The sequence below is a fragment of the Streptococcus sp. oral taxon 056 str. F0418 genome (assembly GCF_000220065.1).
Classification (GTDB): Bacteria; Bacillota; Bacilli; order Lactobacillales; family Streptococcaceae; genus Streptococcus.
Genome location: NZ_AFQU01000001.1, coordinates 575,993 through 597,277 on the forward strand (window position 1 = coordinate 575,993; position 21,285 = coordinate 597,277).

General features: G+C 40.1%; 26 protein-coding genes, 1 tRNA gene and 2 pseudogenes. 5 read left to right on the forward strand and 24 right to left on the reverse strand.

Annotated elements, in window-relative coordinates:
• Positions 1-7: 7 nt before the first annotated feature.
• The 12 genes from coaE to HMPREF9182_RS02935 all read right to left on the reverse strand — a co-directional run bounded on the left by coaE (position 8) and on the right by HMPREF9182_RS02935 (position 8,028).
• Positions 8-604, reverse strand: a complete 597-nt coding sequence (coaE, locus tag HMPREF9182_RS02880; RefSeq protein ID WP_009754957.1) for a dephospho-CoA kinase — start codon at positions 602-604, stop codon at positions 8-10.
• A 5-nt stretch (positions 605-609) separates the two neighbouring features.
• A complete protein-coding gene (gene mutM, locus HMPREF9182_RS02885) occupies positions 610-1,434 on the reverse strand; it encodes a DNA-formamidopyrimidine glycosylase (RefSeq protein ID WP_009754261.1) in 825 nt (274 codons plus the stop codon).
• A 27-nt stretch (positions 1,435-1,461) separates the two neighbouring features.
• Positions 1,462-1,938 (reverse strand): NUDIX hydrolase, encoded by a 477-nt coding sequence (locus HMPREF9182_RS02890; protein ID WP_009443289.1) that lies wholly within the window; start codon positions 1,936-1,938, stop codon positions 1,462-1,464.
• Positions 1,939-1,993: 55 nt separating this feature from the next.
• Complete coding sequence (gene era, locus HMPREF9182_RS02895; protein ID WP_009755031.1) at positions 1,994-2,893, reverse strand: GTPase Era; 900 nt, start codon at positions 2,891-2,893, stop codon at positions 1,994-1,996.
• Between the two features lie 67 nt (positions 2,894-2,960).
• On the reverse strand, positions 2,961-3,359 hold the full coding sequence (gene dagK / locus HMPREF9182_RS02900; RefSeq protein ID WP_009443801.1) for a diacylglycerol kinase: 399 nt from the start codon (positions 3,357-3,359) through the stop codon (positions 2,961-2,963).
• Positions 3,340-3,837 carry an rRNA maturation RNase YbeY gene (gene ybeY / locus HMPREF9182_RS02905; protein WP_009754203.1) on the reverse strand — a complete coding sequence of 166 codons (498 nt, stop codon included), beginning with the start codon at positions 3,835-3,837 and terminating at the stop codon, positions 3,340-3,342. Before ybeY ends, dagK begins: the two co-directional genes overlap by 20 nt.
• Positions 3,838-4,422: 585 nt before the next feature.
• Positions 4,423-4,495, reverse strand: a tRNA-Thr gene (locus tag HMPREF9182_RS02910).
• 50 nt (positions 4,496-4,545) lie between these two features.
• Positions 4,546-5,115 carry a GNAT family N-acetyltransferase gene (locus HMPREF9182_RS02915; RefSeq protein WP_009754817.1) on the reverse strand — a complete coding sequence of 190 codons (570 nt, stop codon included), beginning with the start codon at positions 5,113-5,115 and terminating at the stop codon, positions 4,546-4,548.
• A gap of 70 nt (positions 5,116-5,185) precedes the next feature.
• Positions 5,186-6,175, reverse strand: coding sequence for a PhoH family protein (locus HMPREF9182_RS02920; RefSeq protein ID WP_009443586.1), 990 nt, complete (start codon positions 6,173-6,175; stop codon positions 5,186-5,188).
• Between the two features lie 68 nt (positions 6,176-6,243).
• The gene (locus tag HMPREF9182_RS02925; RefSeq protein ID WP_037602620.1) at positions 6,244-6,459 is read right to left on the reverse strand and encodes a YozE family protein; all 216 of its coding nucleotides are present in this window, start codon (positions 6,457-6,459) and stop codon (positions 6,244-6,246) included.
• A 261-nt stretch (positions 6,460-6,720) separates the two neighbouring features.
• On the reverse strand, positions 6,721-7,413 hold the full coding sequence (locus tag HMPREF9182_RS02930) for a phosphoglycerate mutase (protein WP_002896114.1): 693 nt from the start codon (positions 7,411-7,413) through the stop codon (positions 6,721-6,723).
• Between the two features lie 162 nt (positions 7,414-7,575).
• On the reverse strand, positions 7,576-8,028 hold the full coding sequence (locus HMPREF9182_RS02935) for a Fur family transcriptional regulator (RefSeq protein ID WP_009443265.1): 453 nt from the start codon (positions 8,026-8,028) through the stop codon (positions 7,576-7,578).
• Positions 8,029-8,714: 686 nt separating this feature from the next.
• Here HMPREF9182_RS02935 and HMPREF9182_RS09855 point away from each other — a divergent pair.
• Positions 8,715-8,894: a YegP family protein gene (locus HMPREF9182_RS09855; RefSeq protein WP_003069657.1), complete on the forward strand. Its 180-nt coding sequence runs from the start codon at positions 8,715-8,717 to the stop codon at positions 8,892-8,894.
• Here the strand turns inward: HMPREF9182_RS09855 and HMPREF9182_RS02940 are convergent.
• A complete protein-coding gene (locus HMPREF9182_RS02940; RefSeq protein ID WP_009443813.1) occupies positions 8,857-9,090 on the reverse strand; it encodes a hypothetical protein in 234 nt (77 codons plus the stop codon). The two genes, HMPREF9182_RS09855 and HMPREF9182_RS02940, sit on opposite strands and share 38 nt — an antisense overlap.
• A 637-nt stretch (positions 9,091-9,727) precedes the next feature.
• Here HMPREF9182_RS02940 and HMPREF9182_RS02945 point away from each other — a divergent pair.
• From HMPREF9182_RS02945 to HMPREF9182_RS02960, 4 genes and pseudogenes are all read left to right on the forward strand, one after another.
• Complete coding sequence (locus HMPREF9182_RS02945; RefSeq protein ID WP_009443703.1) at positions 9,728-10,078, forward strand: helix-turn-helix domain-containing protein; 351 nt, start codon at positions 9,728-9,730, stop codon at positions 10,076-10,078.
• A gap of 9 nt (positions 10,079-10,087) precedes the next feature.
• Entirely contained in the window at positions 10,088-10,471 is a 384-nt protein-coding gene (locus tag HMPREF9182_RS02950; RefSeq protein ID WP_009754298.1) for an ImmA/IrrE family metallo-endopeptidase, read from the forward strand.
• Positions 10,472-10,486: 15 nt separating this feature from the next.
• Positions 10,487-11,557 carry a type I restriction endonuclease gene (locus HMPREF9182_RS02955; RefSeq protein ID WP_009443514.1) on the forward strand — a complete coding sequence of 357 codons (1,071 nt, stop codon included), beginning with the start codon at positions 10,487-10,489 and terminating at the stop codon, positions 11,555-11,557.
• Between the two features lie 121 nt (positions 11,558-11,678).
• Positions 11,679-12,820 (forward strand): annotated as a pseudogene (locus tag HMPREF9182_RS02960) (tyrosine-type recombinase/integrase).
• 89 nt (positions 12,821-12,909) lie between these two features.
• Here HMPREF9182_RS02960 and HMPREF9182_RS02965 read toward each other — a convergent pair.
• The 11 genes and pseudogenes from HMPREF9182_RS02965 to HMPREF9182_RS03010 all read right to left on the reverse strand — a co-directional run bounded on the left by HMPREF9182_RS02965 (position 12,910) and on the right by HMPREF9182_RS03010 (position 21,261).
• Entirely contained in the window at positions 12,910-13,185 is a 276-nt protein-coding gene (locus tag HMPREF9182_RS02965; protein ID WP_009443764.1) for an HU family DNA-binding protein, read from the reverse strand.
• Between the two features lie 125 nt (positions 13,186-13,310).
• Complete coding sequence (locus HMPREF9182_RS02970) at positions 13,311-14,144, reverse strand: DegV family protein (RefSeq protein WP_009754534.1); 834 nt, start codon at positions 14,142-14,144, stop codon at positions 13,311-13,313.
• A 61-nt stretch (positions 14,145-14,205) separates the two neighbouring features.
• Entirely contained in the window at positions 14,206-14,934 is a 729-nt protein-coding gene (locus tag HMPREF9182_RS02975; RefSeq protein ID WP_009443549.1) for a metallophosphoesterase family protein, read from the reverse strand.
• 34 nt (positions 14,935-14,968) lie between these two features.
• Positions 14,969-16,627, reverse strand: a complete 1,659-nt coding sequence (gene recN, locus HMPREF9182_RS02980) for a DNA repair protein RecN (RefSeq protein ID WP_009755008.1) — start codon at positions 16,625-16,627, stop codon at positions 14,969-14,971.
• A gap of 7 nt (positions 16,628-16,634) precedes the next feature.
• A pseudogene (locus tag HMPREF9182_RS11115) lies at positions 16,635-17,057 on the reverse strand (arginine repressor); the annotation flags it as partial.
• Positions 17,058-17,873, reverse strand: coding sequence for a TlyA family RNA methyltransferase (locus HMPREF9182_RS02990; protein WP_009754222.1), 816 nt, complete (start codon positions 17,871-17,873; stop codon positions 17,058-17,060).
• Positions 17,866-18,741 carry a polyprenyl synthetase family protein gene (locus HMPREF9182_RS02995; RefSeq protein ID WP_009443398.1) on the reverse strand — a complete coding sequence of 292 codons (876 nt, stop codon included), beginning with the start codon at positions 18,739-18,741 and terminating at the stop codon, positions 17,866-17,868. The genes HMPREF9182_RS02990 and HMPREF9182_RS02995 overlap by 8 nt, the downstream gene beginning before the upstream one ends.
• Positions 18,738-18,944 (reverse strand): exodeoxyribonuclease VII small subunit, encoded by a 207-nt coding sequence (locus HMPREF9182_RS03000; RefSeq protein ID WP_009754451.1) that lies wholly within the window; start codon positions 18,942-18,944, stop codon positions 18,738-18,740. The genes HMPREF9182_RS02995 and HMPREF9182_RS03000 overlap by 4 nt, the downstream gene beginning before the upstream one ends.
• Positions 18,922-20,262, reverse strand: a complete 1,341-nt coding sequence (gene xseA / locus HMPREF9182_RS03005) for an exodeoxyribonuclease VII large subunit (RefSeq protein ID WP_009443829.1) — start codon at positions 20,260-20,262, stop codon at positions 18,922-18,924. The genes HMPREF9182_RS03000 and xseA overlap by 23 nt, the downstream gene beginning before the upstream one ends.
• A complete protein-coding gene (locus tag HMPREF9182_RS11055; protein WP_083819039.1) occupies positions 20,207-20,443 on the reverse strand; it encodes an initiator RepB protein in 237 nt (78 codons plus the stop codon). Before HMPREF9182_RS11055 ends, xseA begins: the two co-directional genes overlap by 56 nt.
• Positions 20,419-21,261, reverse strand: a complete 843-nt coding sequence (locus HMPREF9182_RS03010) for an NAD(P)H-hydrate dehydratase (protein WP_009754698.1) — start codon at positions 21,259-21,261, stop codon at positions 20,419-20,421. The genes HMPREF9182_RS11055 and HMPREF9182_RS03010 overlap by 25 nt, the downstream gene beginning before the upstream one ends.
• Between the last annotated feature and the right edge of the window lie 24 nt (positions 21,262-21,285).

A 21,285-nucleotide genomic window follows, 5' to 3' on the forward strand; every position in this document is an offset into this window, starting at 1 on the left:
TATACAATCATCCTCTTTCTAATTTCTGCAAAGCATCGCGAATCTGCTGTCGAGTTTCCTCAAGCGAGCCATTATTATCTATCAGCACATCCGCTCTTTTTCGTTTTTCTTTGAGAGATAGCTGAGCTGCTATGCGTTTTTCTGCTTCTTCCTGACTAAGAGCATTTCGAGACATCAGGCGACTGAGCTGAGTTTCTTCCGTCACATCCACCAGCCAAATCTGGTCAAACCAGTTCTCATAACTCAGCTCAAATAAGAGAGGAATATCCATGAAAAAGATATCTTCCGTCTCTGCCAGCAAATCTCGTCTGTCAGCCAGTTCCTCTCGGATTATCTGATTTTGGATTTGACTGGACTGTGCCAAGAGTTCGGGATTCCCAAAAATCATAGCTCCTAGCTTGGGCCGATCCAAGTGGCCATTTTCCTGTAAGATAGCTGATCCCAAAGCAGATAGAAGAGCTTGATAGAGGCTACCACCAGGCTCTTGCAGCTCATGCACTACCTGATCCGCATCAATGACCTGATAGCCTTGCTGCCTCAAAAACTCTGTCACTGTTGACTTACCCGAGGCAATGCCGCCAGTGATACCAATAATTCTTGCCATGACAGCTACCTCGCTTTCTGGCAATGAGGACAGAGATGTGTACCTCGACCGCCCAGTTTTATTTTTTCAATCGGGCTGCCACATCTAGCACAGGGTTGTCCAGTCTTTCCATAGACCTGCAGAAAATCCTGCATCGTGCCATCTTCACCCAAAGCATTGCGGTAGGTCCGAATGGTCGATCCCCTCTTTTCGATCCCAAGTTGCAAAACTTCTATAATCTGCTCACGCAACAGCTTGACTTCAGCAGGCTTCAGACTAGCTGCTGGCCTTGCTGGATGAATCCGCGCCCTCCAAAGTGCCTCATCTACATAGATATTGCCCAGACCAACGACCAAGGTCTGCTCCAGCAAATAGGGTTTGATGGGCTTCTTGGAGCAACACAAAGCTGCTACAAAAGGCGACAAAAGAAAGTCCGCCTCTGTCGGCTCAGGACCAAGCTTTCTGGCAGCGAAATAAGCCTCTAGCTGATCCTTTCTCAACAGCTCCATAGTCCCAAACTTTCGGACATCCTCATAAACAAGCGTCCCACCATCTGTCATCTGGAAAAAGACATGAGCATGCTTACGCTCAGGCACCGCATCAGCATAAAAAAGATACTTGCCTTCCATTCGCAGATGGGAAACCAGCACCCCGCCTGTCAGGTAAAAGAGCAAATATTTGCCCCGACGACCGATCTTTTCAATGGTCTGACCTGGTAAATCATGAATGAAGCCATCCACTCCCGTGCCAATCATCTTGGCATAGCGAACCCGCACCTGCTCAATCGTCTTCCCAACAACCAGACGCTCCAAACCACGCCTAACCGTTTCCACTTCAGGTAATTCAGGCATAAAGCTCCCTTCTTATTCTTTCTTATCTCAATGCCCCATAGCAAAGCTATCCGAGAAATACTCATCCAGCATCAGGCGGTGTTTATCCGATACATTTTCCAGCTCTGCTATTTCTTCTTTAGAAAAAAAGCCTAAACGCAGTGTTTCCTCATTGTGAAAATTGGAAATATCAACATTCTCCAGCGCCTGCAATTTATACAGAAAGACAACCGTCTGCACTTTGTCACCATTAGGATAGGATTCATTAAAATTCGTATAAACATTCAGCAAGCGCTTGGCTTCAACAGCAATGCCCGTCTCTTCGTAAAATTCACGCACGGCTGCTTGCAGAGAAGACTCCCCGAGCTCCATAACTCCACCAGGAATCGCCCATGTTTTCTTATCGCCTCGCAACTGCAGAAGCACACGACCTTCCTCGTCTGCCAGAATCCCACCAGCAAAATTCAGAATAACCTTATCATGCCCCACCTTGGAGCGAATATAGGAAATATAGTCTTGATTCATTCCATCTTCCTATCTACGATTCAAACAACCATCAAAAATAAAAGTTCCAGCTATTTTAATATTCCTTCTCATTATAACCAAAATCCGCCAAGTCCAGCTTCTTGTCCCGCCAGTTTTTCTTGACCTTGACCCAGGTTTCTAGGAAGATCTTGTCCCCTAGCATGAGCTCAATATCGCGCCGAGCCATGGATCCGATTTTCTTCAGCATGGATCCGCCTTTACCGATGATAATCCCTTTTTGGCTGTCACGCTCCACCATGATAGTCGCTCGGATATGAACCTTGTCTGTCTCCTCGTCTCGCTTCATACTGTCAACAACAACAGCAACAGAGTGAGGAATTTCCTCTCTCGTTAGCATCAAAACCTTCTCCCGAATCATCTCTGACACAAGAAAGCGCTCTGGGTGGTCAGTAATCTGGTCTTCTGGGAAATACTGGAAGCCTTCCTCCAGATTCTCACTAAGGATGTCAACCAGATGAGAAACATTATTGCCCTGCAGGGCTGAAATCGGCACAATTTCTTTGAAGTCCATCTGCTGACGGAAATCATCAATTTGTGCTAAGAGTTGATCTGGATGGACTTTATCAATCTTATTTACCACCAAAATAACGGGTACCTTAGCCGCTCTCAGGCGCTCGATAATCATGTCATCTCCCTTACCACGTGGCTCATCAGCCGGCACCATAAAGAGAACGGTATCCACCTCACGCAGGGTGCTGTAGGCTGCTTCTACCATAAAATCTCCCAGAGCAGTCTTGGGCTTATGGATTCCCGGCGTATCGATAAATACAATCTGCTCCTTATCTGTCGTATAAATCCCCATAATCTTATTGCGAGTAGTCTGAGCCTTATCACTCATGATGGCAATCTTTTGTCCCATAACATGATTCAAAAAGGTTGATTTCCCAACATTAGGGCGTCCCAAAATAGCTACAAAGCCTGATTTAAATGTCATTATTTTACCTCTATTAATTTCATATAAAAGATTTGAAAATCGGCAGTCTCCCCCGATTTTCAAATCTTTAAAAAATCCAGTCCCAAATCTTAGGAACAAAAATGATTAGTCCCGTGATAACTGCAAAACCAGAAATCACCAAAACAGCGCCAGCAGCCATGTCTTTTGCGTTCTTGGCCAACATAGAGAAGTGATAGTCACTAGCCAAATCCACCACATTTTCAATAGCAGAATTGATAATCTCAAACGAAACGACCAAAAAAACACTTAGCAGTAAAAACAGCCACTCTACTGCTGAAACCTGAAAAACAAATCCAGCAATAACAACAAGAAGCGCAGAGAGTGCGTGCTTTTGCATATTACGCTCTTCTTTGATTGCTGTGAAAATTCCAGTTAGAGCAAATTCCAAACTAGATACTAGATCACGGTTTTTCCATTTACGTTGATTATTGTCTTGTGAGTCCATAAGCCGTTAAAATTTCTTCCTGTAAACCAAACATTTCTGCCTCTTCTTCTGGCGTATAGTGATCATAGCCATTAATGTGCAGAAATCCATGCACTGCCAAAAATCCCATTTCCCTCTCAAAGCTGTGACCATACTCTTCAGCCTGCTCACGCGCTTTATCCACCGAAATAAATAGCTCACCGATATAAGCGTCAAAATCCTCCAGCATCTCAGCCAACTCAGGATTCTTTAGCAAATCCTCTTCATCAACCGCAATGTCCAGCTCTGGTTTATACTCTAAGCTGATCACATCCGTCGGCCGATCGGTATCTCTATATTCCAAGTTGAGTTCATGGCTACGCTCATTGGTCACAAAAGTCACAGCCATTTCCTTCTTTTCCTTGCCCGTCTTCTGAGCTGCAAATTCCAAAATTTCCTGAGTCTGCTTGAGAATCTCTTCTGAGACCTGACCCGTTTCATCTACCATTTCAATATACATACTACACCTACTTTACTTATATCACTCTTATTATATCATAATCAAGGCCAGATAATAGCTCAGAATTTTCATTTTTCAAAATAGCAGAGCAGCTAGTTTCCCTTAGCTACTGATATAAAAGAATACTAGTTTACTAATCCCATCTTTGGCATTTTAAATCTCATATTAAATCTAACTCATTTTTTAAGAAATAGCATCTAGCTTCACAAAACTTTCATTTCAGCACTACCAAGGATTTCTTCTACTAATAAATCGATGATTTTTAGTAAAACATTTCGCTTCCAGTGACTACATATGGTTTCTCTCCCTATCTGGTAGAGTAGTAAAAAAGTATAAGTCCATCAGAAATATTTCCCAAAAATTTAGGAACATATTTAGGTGAATTCATAACAAAAGAGAGTGGGACAGAAATCGGTAATTCGTTAGAATTCGATTTCGTCGTCCCACCTCCGCACAGTTGAGTAGGGCTGTAAAAGCTGATGGAATCAGCGTAATAGAGCCCACTCAACCACTGCGTCTTGCTCGACAATCCAAAGACAATTAAGAGGCTAGGACCTTTGTCCCAGCCTCTTAATTATGGATTTATGCTAATTGCCGGGATCGAACCGGCGACCTCATCCTTACCATGGATGCGCTCTGCCAACTGAGCTAAATCAGCGTACCTATCTACTATACCATGCAGATAGGTGCTTGTCAATACTTGCAAACTCATTTATCCGCAAAATATTGCTCTTTGGTAAGACCATAGTATACTCGCGTCACTAGGCGGCCTTTTTCATGTTTGTCCAAGCTTGCATAAGGTTCCTCGTGAGAAAAAACCATTCCGGATTTTTGCATCACACAGCCAGAGGCCGGATTATCTTTATCATGGACTGCTACTAGTTTATTCATTCCGATTTCTTCAAAAGCCAGCCTTATCACAGCACGAGTTGCTTCTGTCGTATACCCTTTATTCCAGTAAGCCTTATGGATGATATAACCAATTGCTCCTGTTTTCATATCCAAGTTAAGTTTATGGAGGTCAATGGTCCCTATGAATCTTCCACTATCTTTCAATTCGATTCCCCAACGGCCCAAAGGACTAGCCAAGTAAAACTGCGCAATATTATTACGGGTTTCTTCTAAGCTGGTATTGGTCGCAAAAGTATAACGAGTATTTTCCTTGTCTGAAGCATACTCATACATTGCTGGCGCATCATCCAGAGTTACCGGACGTAAAATAAGTCGCTCGGTTTCTATTTTAGTATGACGAGCTAATCTGACATAGATATTTTCCATTAAAGTCTCCCTGTAGTATTTCTCTCAAAAATCCTATAAAAAAATGCAGATTTGTTTTATACTCTTTTTATCACTCAGCTTCTTCAGAGTGCACAGATGCTACTTTTACAGGGCTTGTTTCATAAGCCCTGATAATCTCCGCCACAACTGGATGGCGAACGACATCCTTAGCTGAGAAATGCACAAAGTCAATCTGGGAGATATTCTTCAATTTCTCCTGAGCATCAATGAGGCCCGACTTAACATTGCGAGGCAGGTCAATCTGACTGATGTCTCCATTGACAATCATCTTGGACTGGAAGCCCAGCCGCGTCAGAAACATCTTCATCTGCATGATAGTAGTATTTTGTGCCTCATCTAGAATCACAAAGGCATCATCCAGCGTCCGTCCCCGCATATAAGCTAGAGGAGCAATCTCAATGATTTCTCGCTCCATGAGACGCGTTGTCTGATCCTTCCCCAAAATCTGGTACAAAGCATCATAAACTGGACGAAGATAAGGATCTACCTTTTCCTTAAGGTCACCAGGCAGAAAGCCCAAACTCTCACCAGCTTCCACTGCTGGGCGTGTCAGGATAATTCGTTTGACCTGACCTCGCTTGAGAGCTGTCACCGCTAAGGTCACCGCCAGAAAGGTCTTCCCTGTACCAGCCGGCCCGATACCAAAGACAATATCGTGATTTTTAACACTATCCACATAGATTTTCTGACCGAGTGTCTTGACCCGAATTGGCTTGCCATAGCTGTCCTTGATAATCTCTTCTTCGTAAAGAGCTACAAACTTATCAATCTCATTATTTTTGACCATGGTAATCGCTGTCACTACATCAGGCGTACTGATGGTCATACCACGATTGACCAAGATCAAAAGAGCCTGAATGACCTGTCGAGTCTCTTCACAGGCAGTCTCTTCTCCTAAAATCTGCACAATTTCAGTACGAGCATGAATCGTCACCTTTAATTCCTGCTCCATCAGACGCAAGTGTCGTTCATTCGAACCAAAAAGATGAAACGAATCATCTGGATGAGTCAATTTAATTTCTACTGAATGTTCTTGCAAACAAAAAACCTCTCTTACCGTTTTTTATATTATAGCAAAGCAACTAAAAAAATACTATTCTTGCCTTTCTAATGATCTTGGTATTCTTCCCAAATGGCATCAAAATCGCCTAGATTAAAAGAAAAATCAGCATGCTCTTCCAAGAAACGGCTGACCTCATCAAAATCATCCGTGTGCTTTGGAAAAGCTGTGTCCTGAAAAGCTAGATCAGCTAAAATGGCTTTTGGTGTATTACTCTTTGGGTTTCGCTCAATCATGAGCCAACTATAAAATGATTTTCTCACATGAATCCTTTCTGTCATCATTCTATCGAATTGCGCCTATCTCAAATATACTATCTATTATATCAAATAAATCAAAAGAGGCTGGGACAAAAGTCCTAGCCTCTCAATTGTCTTTGGATTGTCGAGCATGACGCAGTGGTTGAGTGGACTCTAATACGCTGATTACATCAGCTTTTACAGCCCTACTCAACTATGCGGAGGTGGGACGACGAAATCGAATTCTAACAAATTACCGATTTCTGTCCCACTCTCTTTCTCTGATTATTTACCAAGGTAGTACTCTTTTACTACGTTCAATTTTTCGTCGAATTCAAATACCAATGGTGGGAAGTTTGGAATTTCCACATCCATGATTTCATCGTCAGAAAGTTGTTTGATGTGTTTCACAAGGGCACGGATAGAGTTACCATGAGCACCTACGAATACATTTTTACCATCTTTAAGCGCTGGAGCGATTTTATCTTCCCAGAATGGAAGGGCACGTTCCAAAGTTACTTTCAAGTTTTCAGCATCTGGAATAACTGAGTCATCAAGTGAAGCGTAACGACGGTCAGTATGTGCTGAGTACTCATCATCACGTGGCATTGCAGGAGGCAATACATCGTATGAACGACGCCAGATATGTACTTGCTCATCACCAAATTGCTCAGCTGCTTCCGCTTTGTTCTTACCAGTCAAACCACCGTAGTGACGTTCGTTCAAGCGCCATGATTTTTCAACTGGAACCCAAAGTTGATCAGCAGCTTCCAGTGCCAAGTTTGTTGTTTTGATTGCACGTTTCAATACTGAAGTATAAGCTTGGTCAAATTCGATACCAGCTTCTTTGATCAATTTACCAGCGTCAATCGCTTGTTGTGTCCCTTTTTCAGACAAATCAACATCAGCCCAACCAGTGAAAAGGTTAGCTTTATTCCATTCAGACTCACCGTGGCGAGCAAAAACCAATTTTACCATTAGATGGATTCTCCTTTAATTTTTGAAAACTGTCATACAGTTACCATTATATTTTACAAAATTTTTCCTTAAAAAGCTAGCTGTAAACATGGATTTTTATTAAGTTCTAATCTGTAAACTCTTTTAAAAACTACAGATAAATAGACCATTTATTATCCTTATTTACGATTGGCAATTTGGACAAATACCATAGACAACCATCTGAGATTTTGTTATCTGGTAACCTGTCTGCTCAGAAGCTTCCTGTCCAACATCAGGAAGGTCTATATCCATATCTGCAATACGACCACACTTTTCACAAATGACATTGAGGTGCTGATGCCCCATAAAATCAAAATAGGTCGTTGTGTCATTGCGGACCTTGAGTTCTGAAACAAATCCCTCATCAATCAAAACCTTGAGATTATTGTAAACCGTCGCTAAGCTCATATTGGGGAAATTTGGCAAGAGTGCCTGATAAATCATCTCCGCACTTGGATGATCCTGGCTATGAATGATAAAATCAATCACCGCTTTTCGAGTTTCTGTGATGCGGACACCTTTTTCTTTCAAATGGTTCAACACATCTTGATAATACTGTTTATTTTTACCTGCATGGTGGTTACATTCTAGCATAATTTTGTCTTCTCTATTTCTTACTAACTACCTACATTATAACACTTATGAAGAATCTTGACTATTAAGAATAATTGTAAATAAGAAATTTCATTTGCAAAGCATCCTCTTTTAGAACTAATAGCAGTTTATATGCATTACTTGATTAATGAAATTAATTCTAACATCTCTTGCTCTTAAGTATATGATAAAATTCTAATATTCAATTTAAAGCGTATTTCAGTCTCTTTAAGGAAGGAAGATATAGCTCATTGAGGCAAAATAGAGGTAAAAGCCTAAAAATAAGGATGTATAAGCAGTAAACCTATTTCTACTATAAAAATACAAAAGTTTCAAACTTATGCCCCCTTTTTGCCCCTCCTCTCCTGCTCATGCATCAAAATTGAATGATGGATAATATCCCGTCGTTTCCACTCTCTTATGTACTTTGGTTAATACCTGCTTTTTTTGATAAAGCATACATTGTTAAATTTCTACTTTTCATTAATTTTTCAATTTTTATCCACATTTTCTCTCCTTATACCATATATTGTATTTTGGTCTGAAATAAAGTTTCAAAAAACACAACATATTGACATTTAAATATATTTAAGCTATAATATAATTATGATTAACAGATAAACCAACTTTAACTACCAATAAAATTTTTATGTGCTAATCAAATCCAAAAGAAAGGAGGTCGAGTTATGTACTTTGTAATCTACAAATCATCTAACAACCAATATTACTTTGTAATTAAGGGTGCTAATCACGAAGTTGTCGCAACTAGCGAAACTTATATTTTAAAGTCATCAGCCAAGAAAACGATTGAATCAATTAAAAATAGTATCAATCCCGATTCAACGGTAATCGATGTATCCGATTAGCAAGACTTGTCAACTCTGCTGCATATCCCAGTAGAGTTTTTTCGTATAACTCTAGGCTACTTATATCCTGACTTTCACCTTCAAAGCAGAATAATTCCAGCTCATGAGCTATCTCATTTAGCTCTTGGGCTTTTTGACTGATTTTTTTAACCAATGATTGAAACTCATCCGCTATATTGACTTGATTATTTTTCATCCCCTTACCTCCTTTCTATCCAATTCATAAGTTAAAGAGTTAGTTTTAACAAACAAAAAAACGTTCCTATTCAATCAAATAGAAACGTGGTATACTATAAAATGGCACTAACGATACGGCCTCTGAAAGGAGGTGGATTCGTTGGAGTTACTTTTCACCCTAATCTTTGCCCCGCTCATGGTCAATTTAGCAACTAAATTGATCGGCGACTGGCTGGATAGCAAGCAGGACAAGAACAAACGTTAGTGTCCGGCCCACAAAAAAATCCCCTAGTATTGTGGTACTAGGGGATTTGTGTTCCGTTGGAACTACTTTTCACTTCCCCTTAAGTTTACCACGTTTTTATTTAATTGTCAAAGAACTAGTTAAAGAGCTAGTAAACTATTTTATAAAATACTTGACAATTTTAAATAAATAATTTAAAATGAAAGCATAATTAAAAGCCTTGATAAAACATTATATCTATCAACTTATTCGCTCGCCAAAGCTATTTATTTTTAGATAAGTTTTAACTTCGTTTTTTACTAACTAATTAACTTACAAAAACTATTTTAAATTATTTATCTAATTTTGTCAACGCTTTTAAATAAATAATTTAAATATTTTTTGTCAATCTCTCAGAAAGGGTGATTAATCAATGTTTCCAACATTTGAAAAAGTTAGAGAATTGGCTCGAAAAAAGGGCTTATCTCTAAATCAAGTTGAAGAAAAATTGGGATATAGCAAAAATACACTTTATTCCTTAAAACGACAAAGAGTAAGTTCTGAGCGATTACAAGAAATCGCTGACTACTTCAATGTTTCGACCGACTATCTGCTTGGACGGACGGATAATCCTGCTATCATTGGGGAGAAAGTCGTCAAAACAGAAATAGATCTAAAAAAAGATGCATCAGAAAGCTTCTTTTACGATGGGCACGAACTCAATGACGAGGATATAGATCTCATCTCCTCGCTACTAGAAGCACGTATGAGAAATAGAAAGTAATACTTGCCTATGATAACACCCGAGCAGGTCTGCTTTGAACAAGGTATTGATCTTGTTTATTTTGATGGCAGAGATGCCTACAACAAAGGGCTATACAACCAACCCCACAATCTCATAGCGGTAGACACCTACCTAGATGAAATCGAGAAAAAGAAAGTTATCTATCATGAGATAGGACACAAATACCACAACCCAGACCAATACAAACGCAGACGAGAAGAATACGAACTCCAAGCAGATAGAAACATGATCCACTACCTGCTAAAAGAAGAACTCGAAACGATGGATGACACCGCTAATTTTAACTATCTCCATTTTATGGAGAAATACAACCTCAAAACCGTGACAAATGAAATCATGGTAAAAGAGGAATATGCAGCATTAGTAAATTAAAAAAGGAGTATCAATATGGAAATTGATAAAGTAAAAGCCGATTTAAAACAAGTCGGCAAACGTGTAGCAGAACTCAGCCAAAGCATTACAAATGAAGAACAAACAAAGAATGCCTTCATCATGCCATTCTTCCAAGCGCTTGGATATGATATCTTCAACCCACTTGAATTTGTCCCAGAATTTACTGCTGATGTAGGCATTAAAAAGGGCGAAAAAGTCGACTATGCAATCATTTTGGATGGTGAACCGCAAATTCTAGTTGAATGTAAATCGATCACAGAAAACCTTACCAAGCACGACTCTCAACTATTCAGATATTTCGTAACTACTAAATCAAAATTCGGTATCTTGACAAATGGTAGAGAATATAAATTCTTTACTGATTTAGATGAACCAAATAAAATGGACACAACTCCATTCTTAACAATTGATGTGACTGATATCAAAGAAAACCAATTTACTGAGATTATCAAATTTTACAAAGAGAATTTTGATATTGATAATATTGTTTCATCTGCTTCTGAATTGAAATATCTCAACAGTCTTAAAGCGTTTCTAGCCGAAAATATAACTAATCCATCAGATAGTTTCCTCAGATATCTAACATCAGAAATCTATGAAGGCCGTGTAACTCAAAACATTTTGACGACATTTTCTCCCATCATTGTGAAAGGATTTAGTCAATTTATCACAGAAAGAGTTAATGAAAAATTAAGTGCAGCGCTTAATACAAGTGTTGAAACAAAAGTAACAACCGACATTCCAAAAGTTGAAACAGAACCAGAAGAAATTGTTGAAGCAACTGACGAAATCATCACAACTCCTGCTGAATTAGAAGTTTATACCGTTGTTAAAATGCTTGTTAAGGATGTAGTATCTCCAGAACGTGTATTTTATAGAGATAACCGAAGCTATTTCAATGTTTTGGTTGACGACAATATCAAAAAATGGGTATTGCGTTATCGTTCAAATTCAAAGAGAAGCACTATCGAAATCCGTGATAAAGGTATCTTCCCGGTATCTACTCCTCTCGAAGTCGCAAATTATGCCAATGAGATTTTAGAAGTAATCAAGAAATTATCGTAACAAAAAATCCTCACACTCTCAACTTTGGCGAGTCCGAGTGCGAGGAAATCATGTATAGGAAACAACCATTCAATGGGTCGTTTTCTTGTACTCATTTTACCAAAAATGAGGAGAAAATACAATGTGGATTGAAGAATTACCGAACGGGAAATATAAATTTTTTGAAAGATACAAAGACCCTTACACTGAAAAATGGCGCAGAGTCTCGGTCACTTTAGACAGCGGATCCAGTCGAGCCAAAAAGGAAGCTCAGAAACTACTGGATGAGAAAATAGAAAATAAATTATCTAACTTAAAAGCTCTGATATATTTTTTACAGACCTCTTTAACGATTGGTGGGGATTTTATCGGCAAGGACTGAAAAACTCTTCTATAGCGTCGTTAGAGGGCAATATACGCGATATACGAAACACTTTCGGAGTGAATATCAAGATTAATAAGGTTGACCCGCTTTACGTCCAGCGATATCTGGATAATCTAGAAGGAACTCGCAGTAAAAAAGAACGGCATAAATCAATGCTTAATCTCGCTTTTGATTATGCGGTAGAAAAAAATATTATTTCTGACAATCCTTCCCGGCGGGCAAAGCTCCCTAAAAATAAAAAAACTCTGGATGACTGGCAGAAAGTCACTCAGAAATATCTTGAAGAATACGAGATTAAACCCTTGCTAAAAGAGCTTTACAGACGACCAAATACCTACAGAGTAGGATTACTCGCTGAATTTATGAGCATAAACGGTGGACGTATCGGCGAAGTGATAGCCATCAAGCGCGAAAATAGAGATTACAACACTAGAAAACTGCAACTAGTCGGAACGATGGACAGAACAAACGGCTATAGGAATGGAGTGAAAACAAGCCCTAAAACGGTAGCGGGATATCGAACAACAGATATGACAGCGCGAGAAATAGAAATCATGCAAGAATTGGAAAGCCTAAACGAGTTAGAGCAAACCACTAATCCAAACTATCAGGATATGGGATATATCTTCACGACTAAGAACGGTGTGCCTATACAGATTAACTCTTTCAACTTGGCCATTAAACGAGCTAACGAGAGATTGGTCAGTCCCATAAACAAGACTCTAAGCAGCCATATCTTCCGCCATACGCTGATTAGCAGACTAGCTGAGAAGAATGTACCACTAAAAGCCATTATGGAGCGTGTGGGGCATTCTGACGCTAAGACAACGACACTCATTTATACGCATGTAACGGATAAGATGAGAAAACAAATTATTGACGCCCTGGAGGATTATTAGAGCACTTGCCCCTTCCTTGCCCCCTTAGACACAAAAAAGCCTATTGTACAACGCCGAAGCGTTGATACAATAGGCTTTTTGTTTTGCAATTATTTAACCGCTTCTTTAAGAGCTTTACCTGCTTTGAAAGCTGGAACTTTAGAAGCTGCGATTTTGATTTCTTTACCAGTTTGTGGGTTGCGACCTTTACGTGCTGCACGCTCACGAACTTCAAAGTTACCAAAACCGATCAATTGAACTTTTTCACCTTTTGAAAGGTATTCAGTTACTGCTGCAAATACTGCATCTACAGCTGCTGCTGAATCTTTTTTAGTCAATTCTGTAGCTGCTGCTACTTTTGCGATCAAATCTTGTTTGTTAGCCATTTAACAAATCCTCCAAAAATTTTATCGGGTAATAAATACCCTAACAGTACTATGATAACTTAAAAATGCTTTTAGGTCAAGCCTAAAACTGCGTTTTTAATATTTTTATAGCTTGATTTTTTTAGTTAGTTATATCGAATTAAAATTGCCCAGGCATTTTCACCTGTATGAGTTTGAATGATAGAGCCTGTTTCTAAGACAGAAATCGGTTTTTCAACAAAGACTTGCAATCTTTCTTTTATTTCATTTGCAAATGAGGCTGTACCAGCATAAGAGATACCAATTTCTGCGACCTTAGCCGTTTTTAACTTTTCTTCTAGTTCTACTAGCCATTTTTTAAAAGTTTTATCCCCACGACCTTTTGCAATCGGTTGTAGCTGATGATTGTCCATTTGCATGACAACACGAATATTTAACAATGAGCTGATCAGACCAGTCACTCGACCAATTCGTCCGCCTTTTACTAAGTTTTCAAGAGTAGACACACCTATATAGAGTTCTGTTTTTTCTCGAACTTCTTCTATTTTTTTTAGAATTTCCTCAAGCTCTGCTCCTTCTTTAGCCAACTTAGCTGCTTCAACTACCTGAAACTTGAGTGCTTGATCCGTAAAAGAGCTATCAATAACTGTAACATTTGCATTGGCTAGAGTCGCTCCTTGACGTGCCGCTTCAATCGTACCTGACAAAGCGTGCGACATATGAATTGCTACAATATAATCTGCCGACTCCGAAAGCTCTTCAAATACCTCTGCAAAAACACCGACAGGTGGCTGACTAGTCTTAGGCAAATTTGTACTTTCTTTCATTAATCGTAAAAATTCACCCTCTTTTAGATCAGCATCAGAATAGAGCACCCCATCCACCATAACAGATAATGGAACAATTGTAATATCTAAAGCATTCACTAATTCTGGTTCAATCGTGACGGAAGAGTCTGTTACAATTTTAATTTTTGCCATTTTTTTCCTACTTTAATTCATTTATTTTTATTATATCAAAAAAATTTTATTTATGGAAAGACTAATCTTCTGCTACCAAACCGTCATTTGGGACATAAAAGTGCTCTGTTATCCCAGAATCATCTAACACTAGCCCATGCAAGACACCACCATAAACAGCACCACCATCCATACCTATTTTTCTATCATCCGTTTGCCAAAGCTTGGTTGTTCCTGGTTTTTCAGAAAACAGATGAAAGGTTGGGGTGTGCCCAAAAACAATCGTTTTTCCTGTATGATTTTGTCCTTCATGAAACGGGCTTCGAATCCATACTTTCTGATAGTCTGATGTATCATGCCAATCTTCTAAGTCTAAATCAACCCCTGCATGCACAAAGATATATTGTTCAGTCTCTACAACAAAAGGCATGTTCCGAATGAAAGTCACGAGATCTGGAGCAACATCTAAAATAGCCTGTGCGTCTAGAACACTGTCAACAGGAGTATCTAACGGTCTACCTAATATCGAGTTGATTGTCGTATCTCCACCATTTCGGCGATAGTGATCATAAGATTTCTCGGGATTGTCCAGCCAGGTTAAAAACATATACTCATGATTTCCAGATAGGCAAACTGCCCCTTTCTTTTCCACCAAATTTTGGACCATTTCTAAGACCGCTCGGCTATTTTCACCTCGATCGATGAGATCTCCTAAAAATATTAATTTCGCTTGTCCGTCCCAATGATGCAGCAGCTCTTCAAGCATACCCGCTTTTCCATGAACATCTCCAATTACAAAGTATTCGGCCATCACGTCGTCCTCCCAGAAACAAAATCAGATAAACTTACTTTCTTAACAATTCTCGTGCTTGAGTCAAAGCAGCATCCGTCACATTTTCACCAGCCAACATCTTGGCAATTTCTTCTACTCTCTCATCCATATTCAAAAGTCGAACTTTTGAAACAGTAGAGCGCTCATCAGAAATCTTTTCAATAAAGAATTGGTAATCCGCAATTGCAATGACTTGTGGCAAATGAGAAATTGCCAAAACTTGACCATTACTTCCAATCTTATGGATCTTTTGTGCAATCGCCTGCGCTACTCGACCGGATACTCCGGTGTCTACTTCATCAAAAACAATGCTTGTTTTTCCTTCTTTACGCGAAAAAGCAGATTTAATTGCCAACATCAGACGAGATAACTCTCCTCCTGATGCCACCTTAATTAATGGTTTGAAATCTTCTCCTGGATTGGTCGAAATATAAAATTCAACCTGTTCATTGCCTTCTCGATTAAACTTACTCTTGGTAAACTGCACCTGAAAATTGGCTTTTTCCATATAGAGTTCCTGTAATTCTTGCTTAATCTCTGATTCTAACTGTTTAGCCAAAAGATGTCTTGCCTGACTAAGTTGCCCAGCTAACTCGACTAAAGTCTTTTCCAAAGCTTTAAGCTCTACTTCTAAATCTTCTGAAGACGAATGATTACCTGTTAGTAATTGATATTCTTTAGAAATTTGAGCGAAATATTCTAAAACATCATTCACATTACCGCCATATTTGCGAGCGATACTATTAATCAAGTCAAGTCGAGCCTCAATCTGCATGAGGCGATTCCCATCAAAATCTAGACCATCTATAATATCTTCCAAACGTTTGGTTACATCTTCTAAAACATAATATGATTCAGAGAGGTTCGAAGATAATTCTTTGTAGCTAGGATCGTACTCTTCTATAGACTCCAAATCATTCATTGCTGATCGTACATTAGACAGACTAGAAAAGTCTTCGTTGTCCAGCATAGCATAAGCATTTGTTAAAGTATCAGCAATTTTCTTGTGATTCAGCAAGCGCTCACGTTCCTGATGGAGAGTCAAATCTTCACCACTTTTAAGATCTGCACTCTCAATCTCCGCTATCTGAAACTCCAGCATCTCAATTCTAGCCTTATGTTCCTGCTGATTTTTTTGGAGAGTTAGCACCTGTTTGCGTAGACCTCGGTAGCGATCAAAAGTTTCATAATAACGATCTTTCAAAGTCAGGAACTCTTGATCTCCAAATTCATCTAGCATGGCTATATGTAGTTGGGGTCTCATCAGCTCTTCTTGGTCATGTTGTCCATGAATATCGACCAAATGCTGTCCGATCGCTTTTAAAACAGAAAGGTTGACCAGCTGGCCATTGACACGACTGACACTTCGTCCATTTTGTAGGATTTCTCGGCGAATAATTAATTCATCCGTCAGCTCCAGTCCCTGTTCCTCAAAGATGGGTTTAAGAGATCTACTATTTTCCAAAGAAAAAAGTCCCTCAATCTCAGCTTTGGAAGCCCCATGTCGAATAACATCTGTCGTAGCTCGACTACCTAGCATCATGTTCATAGCATCAATGATGATGGACTTTCCTGCGCCAGTTTCTCCTGTTAGGATCGTCATTCCTTGATCAAAATGAAGGGATACTTCCTCTATAATGGCAAAATTTTTTATAGAAATTTCTAATAACATGGTTTTCCTACCAATTCTTAATCACTTTTAAAATAGCTTGCAGGTTCTTTTCATCTTTTAAGATTAGCAATATACTATCATCATCCGCAATAATACTAAAAATCTCTTCTGCAAATGCCTCGACAATCTGGCGTTTAATCACGGCTGTACTACCTGGAACCAGCTTTAGATTGATCATATTGCCTAGAAAACTAACATCTAAGATTGTATGTTCTGCCAACTTCAAACTACTCGTTGCAGATTTAGGTATCTCATAGATATAGGTATTATTTTTCAGAGGCGTTTTGACAATACCTAGTTCTTTAATATCACGAGAAACCGTTGCCTGAGTAGCTTTGATACCTGATTGTTTTAGATAATCAACAATTTCTTCTTGTGTGCCAATTTCATATTCACTAACAAACCGTCTAATCTTTTCTAGTCTTTCTTTTTATTCATTCTTAAATTCCTTATGTGCTGTTTCAACTAAAGATTCGATCTTATTTTCTACTAGATTCTCTGGCTGGTTACTTTTTTCTAAATAAGCTAAAAATTCGATATTTCCATGTCCACCTTGAATGGGAGAGAAATCTAAATCTTTAACTGTAAAACCGCATTCTACCATGAGAGATGTCACTTTTTCTAGTACAGATAGATGGACTTTCTTATCTTTGATAATACCATTTTTCCCAATTTGCTCACGACCTGCTTCAAATTGTGGTTTGATCAAAGCGACGACTTGACCAGCATCTGTCAAAATTCCGTGCAAAGCAGGCAAGATTAAATTCAACGAAATAAAGCTAACATCAATACTGGCAAAGCTTGGTTTTTCTTCAAAGTCTTCCACTGTAGCATATCGAAAATTGAACTGTTCCATGCTAATAACCCGTCCATCCTGTCTGAGTTTCCAGGCTAGTTGATTGGTTCCAACATCAACCGCATAAACAAGGCTAGCTCCATTTTGTAACATAACATCTGTAAAACCACCGGTGGAGGCTCCGATATCCAGTGCTATTTTATCTTGCACAGAAAGATTAAAGACTTGTAGAGCTTTTTCTAATTTAAGTCCACCTCGGCTGACGTATTTTAATTTATCACCTTTTAACTTAAGCTCTACTCCCTCATCAATTTTTTCACCCGGTTTATCAAAACGTTGGCCACTGATGACAGAAACCACCAAACCAGCCATTACACCTCTCTTAGCCTGCTCCCTAGTTTCAAAAAGCCCCTGTTTATAGGCTAGTACATCCACTCTTTCCTTAACCATTCAGTCTCAAACTTTCTACTATCTTTTGAATTTCTTCGCCAGAAAACTCTGTCTTTTCTTCCAAGTCTTTCAGTATTTCCAAGGCTTCATCAAGGGTTTGATTGAAAAAGTTCTTAGCACCATCAATGCCCAGAAAAGCTGGGTAAGTTGACTTAGCAGTAGCCAGATCTTTCTGCGGAGTTTTGCCCAATTCTTCAAAACTTGCTGTCACGTCTAAAATATCATCTCGTACTTGGAAGGCCAAACCCAAAAGTTCTCCAATTCGACGAAGTTTCTCCTGAACGAATTGCTCAGACTGAACAATCAAACCAGCTGCGACAAAAGGATAGGTCAGTAGCTTACCAGTCTTATTGGCATGGATAGTTTTTAAATCTTCCAGACTAATTACTTGGCCTTCACCCTGCATATCCAGAACTTGTCCTGCGACCATACCAAAGCTACCCGCTGCCAGAGACAACTCAGAAATCAAAGCTACCTTGACCTGACTAGGTAAATCGGCCATGGCAATCAAGCCAAACGGATCTAAAAAAAGAGAATCTCCGGCCAATATAGCCATTGCTTCACCAAACTTTTTATGATTCGTCAAACGGCCACGTCGATAATCATCGTCATCCATTGCAGGTAAATCATCATGAATGAGGCTTCCAGTGTGAACAAGTTCCAGCGCCGCAGCAACTTGAAAGTGTGCCTGCTGAAGCTCTTGACCAAATGCTTCCACCAATTCTAATAAGATTAAGGGTCGGATTCGTTTTCCTCCTGCCTGAACAGAATAGAGAATGGCCTCTATTAGAGAGTCTGAAACTGAAGGCTGTGCATAAAAATTATTTATAGCTTGTTTGATCTGTTCTAATTTTTCTGCTTGTTTCATTCCATTTCCGTACCATCTTCCTGCATAACCTTAACCAAGGTCTTTTCTGCCTTGTCCAGACTAGCCTGGAGTTCCTTTGAAAGCTTCATCCCCTTTTGAAATTCCGCAATCGCCTCTTCCAAGGCTACATCACCATTTTCCAGCTTTTGGACAATGACTTCCAAGTCTGCTAAGTTTTCTTCAAATTTCTTTTCTTTGGACATGTTTTACCTCTACTTCCAGCTGCCCATCTCTCATAATTAGGGTCAGCTCATCTTTTTCTTTAATGCCTGCACTTGACTCGACAACCTTTTGATTCTTTTGGACAATAGCATAGCCACGCGCCACGATTCGGCTGGTATCCAGCATAAGCAAGGCCTCGGACAATCTCCTGACTTGAGCTACCTTGTTATCATAAATAACCGCCATATTGCTGCGCAGCAAACGCTCCAGCTGGGCAGTCTGCTCTTGAAAACGCTGAACGCGACTGAGCGGATTCAAGATCTCTAAACGATGTTGCAAGATTTTAACCCGCTGTTGCTCTTGACTATAATATTCGCGAATTTTTTGCTTCAATCGCAGGTTGAACTGGTCTAACTTCTGCAGATGACCATCGTAAAGACGCTCTGGCTGTCGGAAGATAACCGACTGGGTCAGTTTATTCAGTCGCTCTCGATAATAGCTCAGGTGATTGGAAATCGCTCGAGACATGCGGTTTTCCTGCTGCTGCAAATGGCCCAGTAGGTCTAGCTTGGTAACCGGTGTTGCTAGCTCAGCCGCAGCCGTCGGAGTCGCAGCCCTGCGATCTGCTACAAAGTCCGCCAAAGTCGTATCAGTCTCATGGCCGACACTAGAAATAATAGGAATCCGAGACTCAAAAATAGCCCGAACTGTTTCCTCTTCGTTGAAAGCCCAGAGATCTTCGATAGAACCCCCACCTCGACCAATAATCAACACATCCAAATCCGACCGCTCATTGGCCAGTCTGATGTGGTCAGCAACCTGAGCTGCAGCCCCATCTCCCTGCACTTTTGTCGGATAAAGGACAATCTCCACTCCCGGAAAGCGACGGCTAACCGTCGTGATAATATCCCGTATGACCGCTCCACTAGGACTGGTTATAACACCGATTTTCTTAGGAAATTGGGGTAAGACCTGCTTGAATTTCTCTTGAAAAAGTCCTTCTTCGCTCAGTTTTTTCTTTAACTGTTCAAACTGGACAGCTAAAGCCCCGATACCATCTGGCTCTGCCTTTTCAATGATGATAGAATAGGAACCGCTCGGCTCATAGAGCTGTACCCGGCCAATCACATTGATCTTCATGCCTTCTTCCAACTCAAAGCCCAGCTTCTGGTAAACTCCAGACCAAACCGTAACCTGAATGACGGCCTTCTCATCCTTCAGTGAGAAATACTGATGGCTGGGGCGGCGGCGGAAATTGGACACCTGGCCAGTTAGATAGACCTGCTCCAAATAAGGATCCCGCTCAAACTTCATCTTCAGATACTTGGTCAAGGTCGAAACCGACAAATACTCTGGCATGTCCTTTTCCTTTCATTTCTAGTTTTTCCGTAACTTTTATTATAACAAAAAACTGCATAAAAAACCGATTACAAAGTCTAAAAATCCCCTGAAAAGCAAGAAAAAAACTGGGCTTCCACAAAAGAAACCCAGCTGACTTAAAACCCAAGGAAAAGTCTACGGAGTCATCTTCTTCATCCACCTTGGAATGGCTCTGCTGATTGTCGTTGGCAGGACGACATAAGCTTCCTGACTCAGTTCATCAGCGATAAGGGAGTGAAGAAGGGTTGCAGCCGCCACTCGCTCAAAGAGACTACTTGACTTAAATTGACCTGCAAAAGCAGCGATCATACCAGCCAATGTATCCCCCATACCACCAGTTGCCTGATAAGGTCCGCCTGCTGTCAACTCAAAGGCTTGCTCTTTCCCACTTTGATAGATAGTCGTTCCATGTTTTTTCTGCACGACAATACAGCCTAGAGGCAACTGATTGACCGCTGTCTGATTGGCTGCCGCTGTCTGATCTGACAAGCTTAACCCCGATAAGCCTTCCCACTCCTTTTGGTGAGGGGTAAAAACTGTTTGGGCTTTTGGAAATGGCAAAGCTCCTTTGCTAAAGAGTGAAATGGCTCCGCCATCCATAATGAGAATCTGCTGTTCTGACACGGCATGGACTACCTTTTGTAGAGTGTCTAGTCCAAGTTGATTTTCTGCTAGACCTGGACCAATCAAAACTAGATCTGATTTAACCAGCTGCTCTGTCAATCGGTCTTGCTCCTCTAGGTCAAAGGCCACGGCCTCCGGTAAATGACTGTGCAGAGGGGCGATATTGTCTTTATCTGTAGTAACAGTCACCAGACCAGCTCCGCTATTGACCGCCGCTAAAGCAGCCATAATGATGGCGCCCCCATAAGGATAAGTCCCCCCAATCAATAAGAGACGGCCGTAATCGCCCTTGTGGCTATCCAAGGGGCGTTCCCTAATGACTCTTTTTAAAATATTTTCAGCGTTTTTTAACATGATATTCTCCTAGACCAACTTCAT

Excerpts from the sequence above, each read along its gene's own strand:
- coaE (WP_009754957.1), bottom strand. The coding sequence starts at position 604 with ATGGCAAGAATTATTGGTATCACTGGCGGCATTGCCTCGGGTAAGTCA.
- mutM (WP_009754261.1), bottom strand. The coding sequence starts at position 1,434 with ATGCCTGAATTACCTGAAGTGGAAACGGTTAGGCGTGGTTTGGAGCGT.
- HMPREF9182_RS02890 (WP_009443289.1), bottom strand. The coding sequence starts at position 1,938 with ATGAATCAAGACTATATTTCCTATATTCGCTCCAAGGTGGGGCATGAT.
- era (WP_009755031.1), bottom strand. The coding sequence starts at position 2,893 with ATGACATTTAAATCAGGCTTTGTAGCTATTTTGGGACGCCCTAATGTT.
- dagK (WP_009443801.1), bottom strand. The coding sequence starts at position 3,359 with ATGGACTCACAAGACAATAATCAACGTAAATGGAAAAACCGTGATCTA.
- ybeY (WP_009754203.1), bottom strand. The coding sequence starts at position 3,837 with ATGTATATTGAAATGGTAGATGAAACGGGTCAGGTCTCAGAAGAGATT.
- HMPREF9182_RS02915 (WP_009754817.1), bottom strand. The coding sequence starts at position 5,115 with ATGGAAAATATCTATGTCAGATTAGCTCGTCATACTAAAATAGAAACC.
- HMPREF9182_RS02930 (WP_002896114.1), bottom strand. The coding sequence starts at position 7,413 with ATGGTAAAATTGGTTTTTGCTCGCCACGGTGAGTCTGAATGGAATAAA.
- HMPREF9182_RS02935 (WP_009443265.1), bottom strand. The coding sequence starts at position 8,028 with ATGCTAGAATGTAACCACCATGCAGGTAAAAATAAACAGTATTATCAA.
- HMPREF9182_RS09855 (WP_003069657.1), top strand. The coding sequence starts at position 8,715 with ATGTACTTTGTAATCTACAAATCATCTAACAACCAATATTACTTTGTA.
- HMPREF9182_RS02940 (WP_009443813.1), bottom strand. The coding sequence starts at position 9,090 with ATGAAAAATAATCAAGTCAATATAGCGGATGAGTTTCAATCATTGGTT.
- HMPREF9182_RS02945 (WP_009443703.1), top strand. The coding sequence starts at position 9,728 with ATGTTTCCAACATTTGAAAAAGTTAGAGAATTGGCTCGAAAAAAGGGC.
- HMPREF9182_RS02950 (WP_009754298.1), top strand. The coding sequence starts at position 10,088 with ATGATAACACCCGAGCAGGTCTGCTTTGAACAAGGTATTGATCTTGTT.
- HMPREF9182_RS02955 (WP_009443514.1), top strand. The coding sequence starts at position 10,487 with ATGGAAATTGATAAAGTAAAAGCCGATTTAAAACAAGTCGGCAAACGT.
- HMPREF9182_RS02965 (WP_009443764.1), bottom strand. The coding sequence starts at position 13,185 with ATGGCTAACAAACAAGATTTGATCGCAAAAGTAGCAGCAGCTACAGAA.
- HMPREF9182_RS02970 (WP_009754534.1), bottom strand. The coding sequence starts at position 14,144 with ATGGCAAAAATTAAAATTGTAACAGACTCTTCCGTCACGATTGAACCA.
- HMPREF9182_RS02975 (WP_009443549.1), bottom strand. The coding sequence starts at position 14,934 with ATGGCCGAATACTTTGTAATTGGAGATGTTCATGGAAAAGCGGGTATG.
- recN (WP_009755008.1), bottom strand. The coding sequence starts at position 16,627 with ATGTTATTAGAAATTTCTATAAAAAATTTTGCCATTATAGAGGAAGTA.
- HMPREF9182_RS02990 (WP_009754222.1), bottom strand. The coding sequence starts at position 17,873 with ATGGTTAAGGAAAGAGTGGATGTACTAGCCTATAAACAGGGGCTTTTT.
- HMPREF9182_RS02995 (WP_009443398.1), bottom strand. The coding sequence starts at position 18,741 with ATGAAACAAGCAGAAAAATTAGAACAGATCAAACAAGCTATAAATAAT.
- HMPREF9182_RS03000 (WP_009754451.1), bottom strand. The coding sequence starts at position 18,944 with ATGTCCAAAGAAAAGAAATTTGAAGAAAACTTAGCAGACTTGGAAGTC.
- xseA (WP_009443829.1), bottom strand. The coding sequence starts at position 20,262 with ATGCCAGAGTATTTGTCGGTTTCGACCTTGACCAAGTATCTGAAGATG.
- HMPREF9182_RS03010 (WP_009754698.1), bottom strand. The coding sequence starts at position 21,261 with ATGTTAAAAAACGCTGAAAATATTTTAAAAAGAGTCATTAGGGAACGC.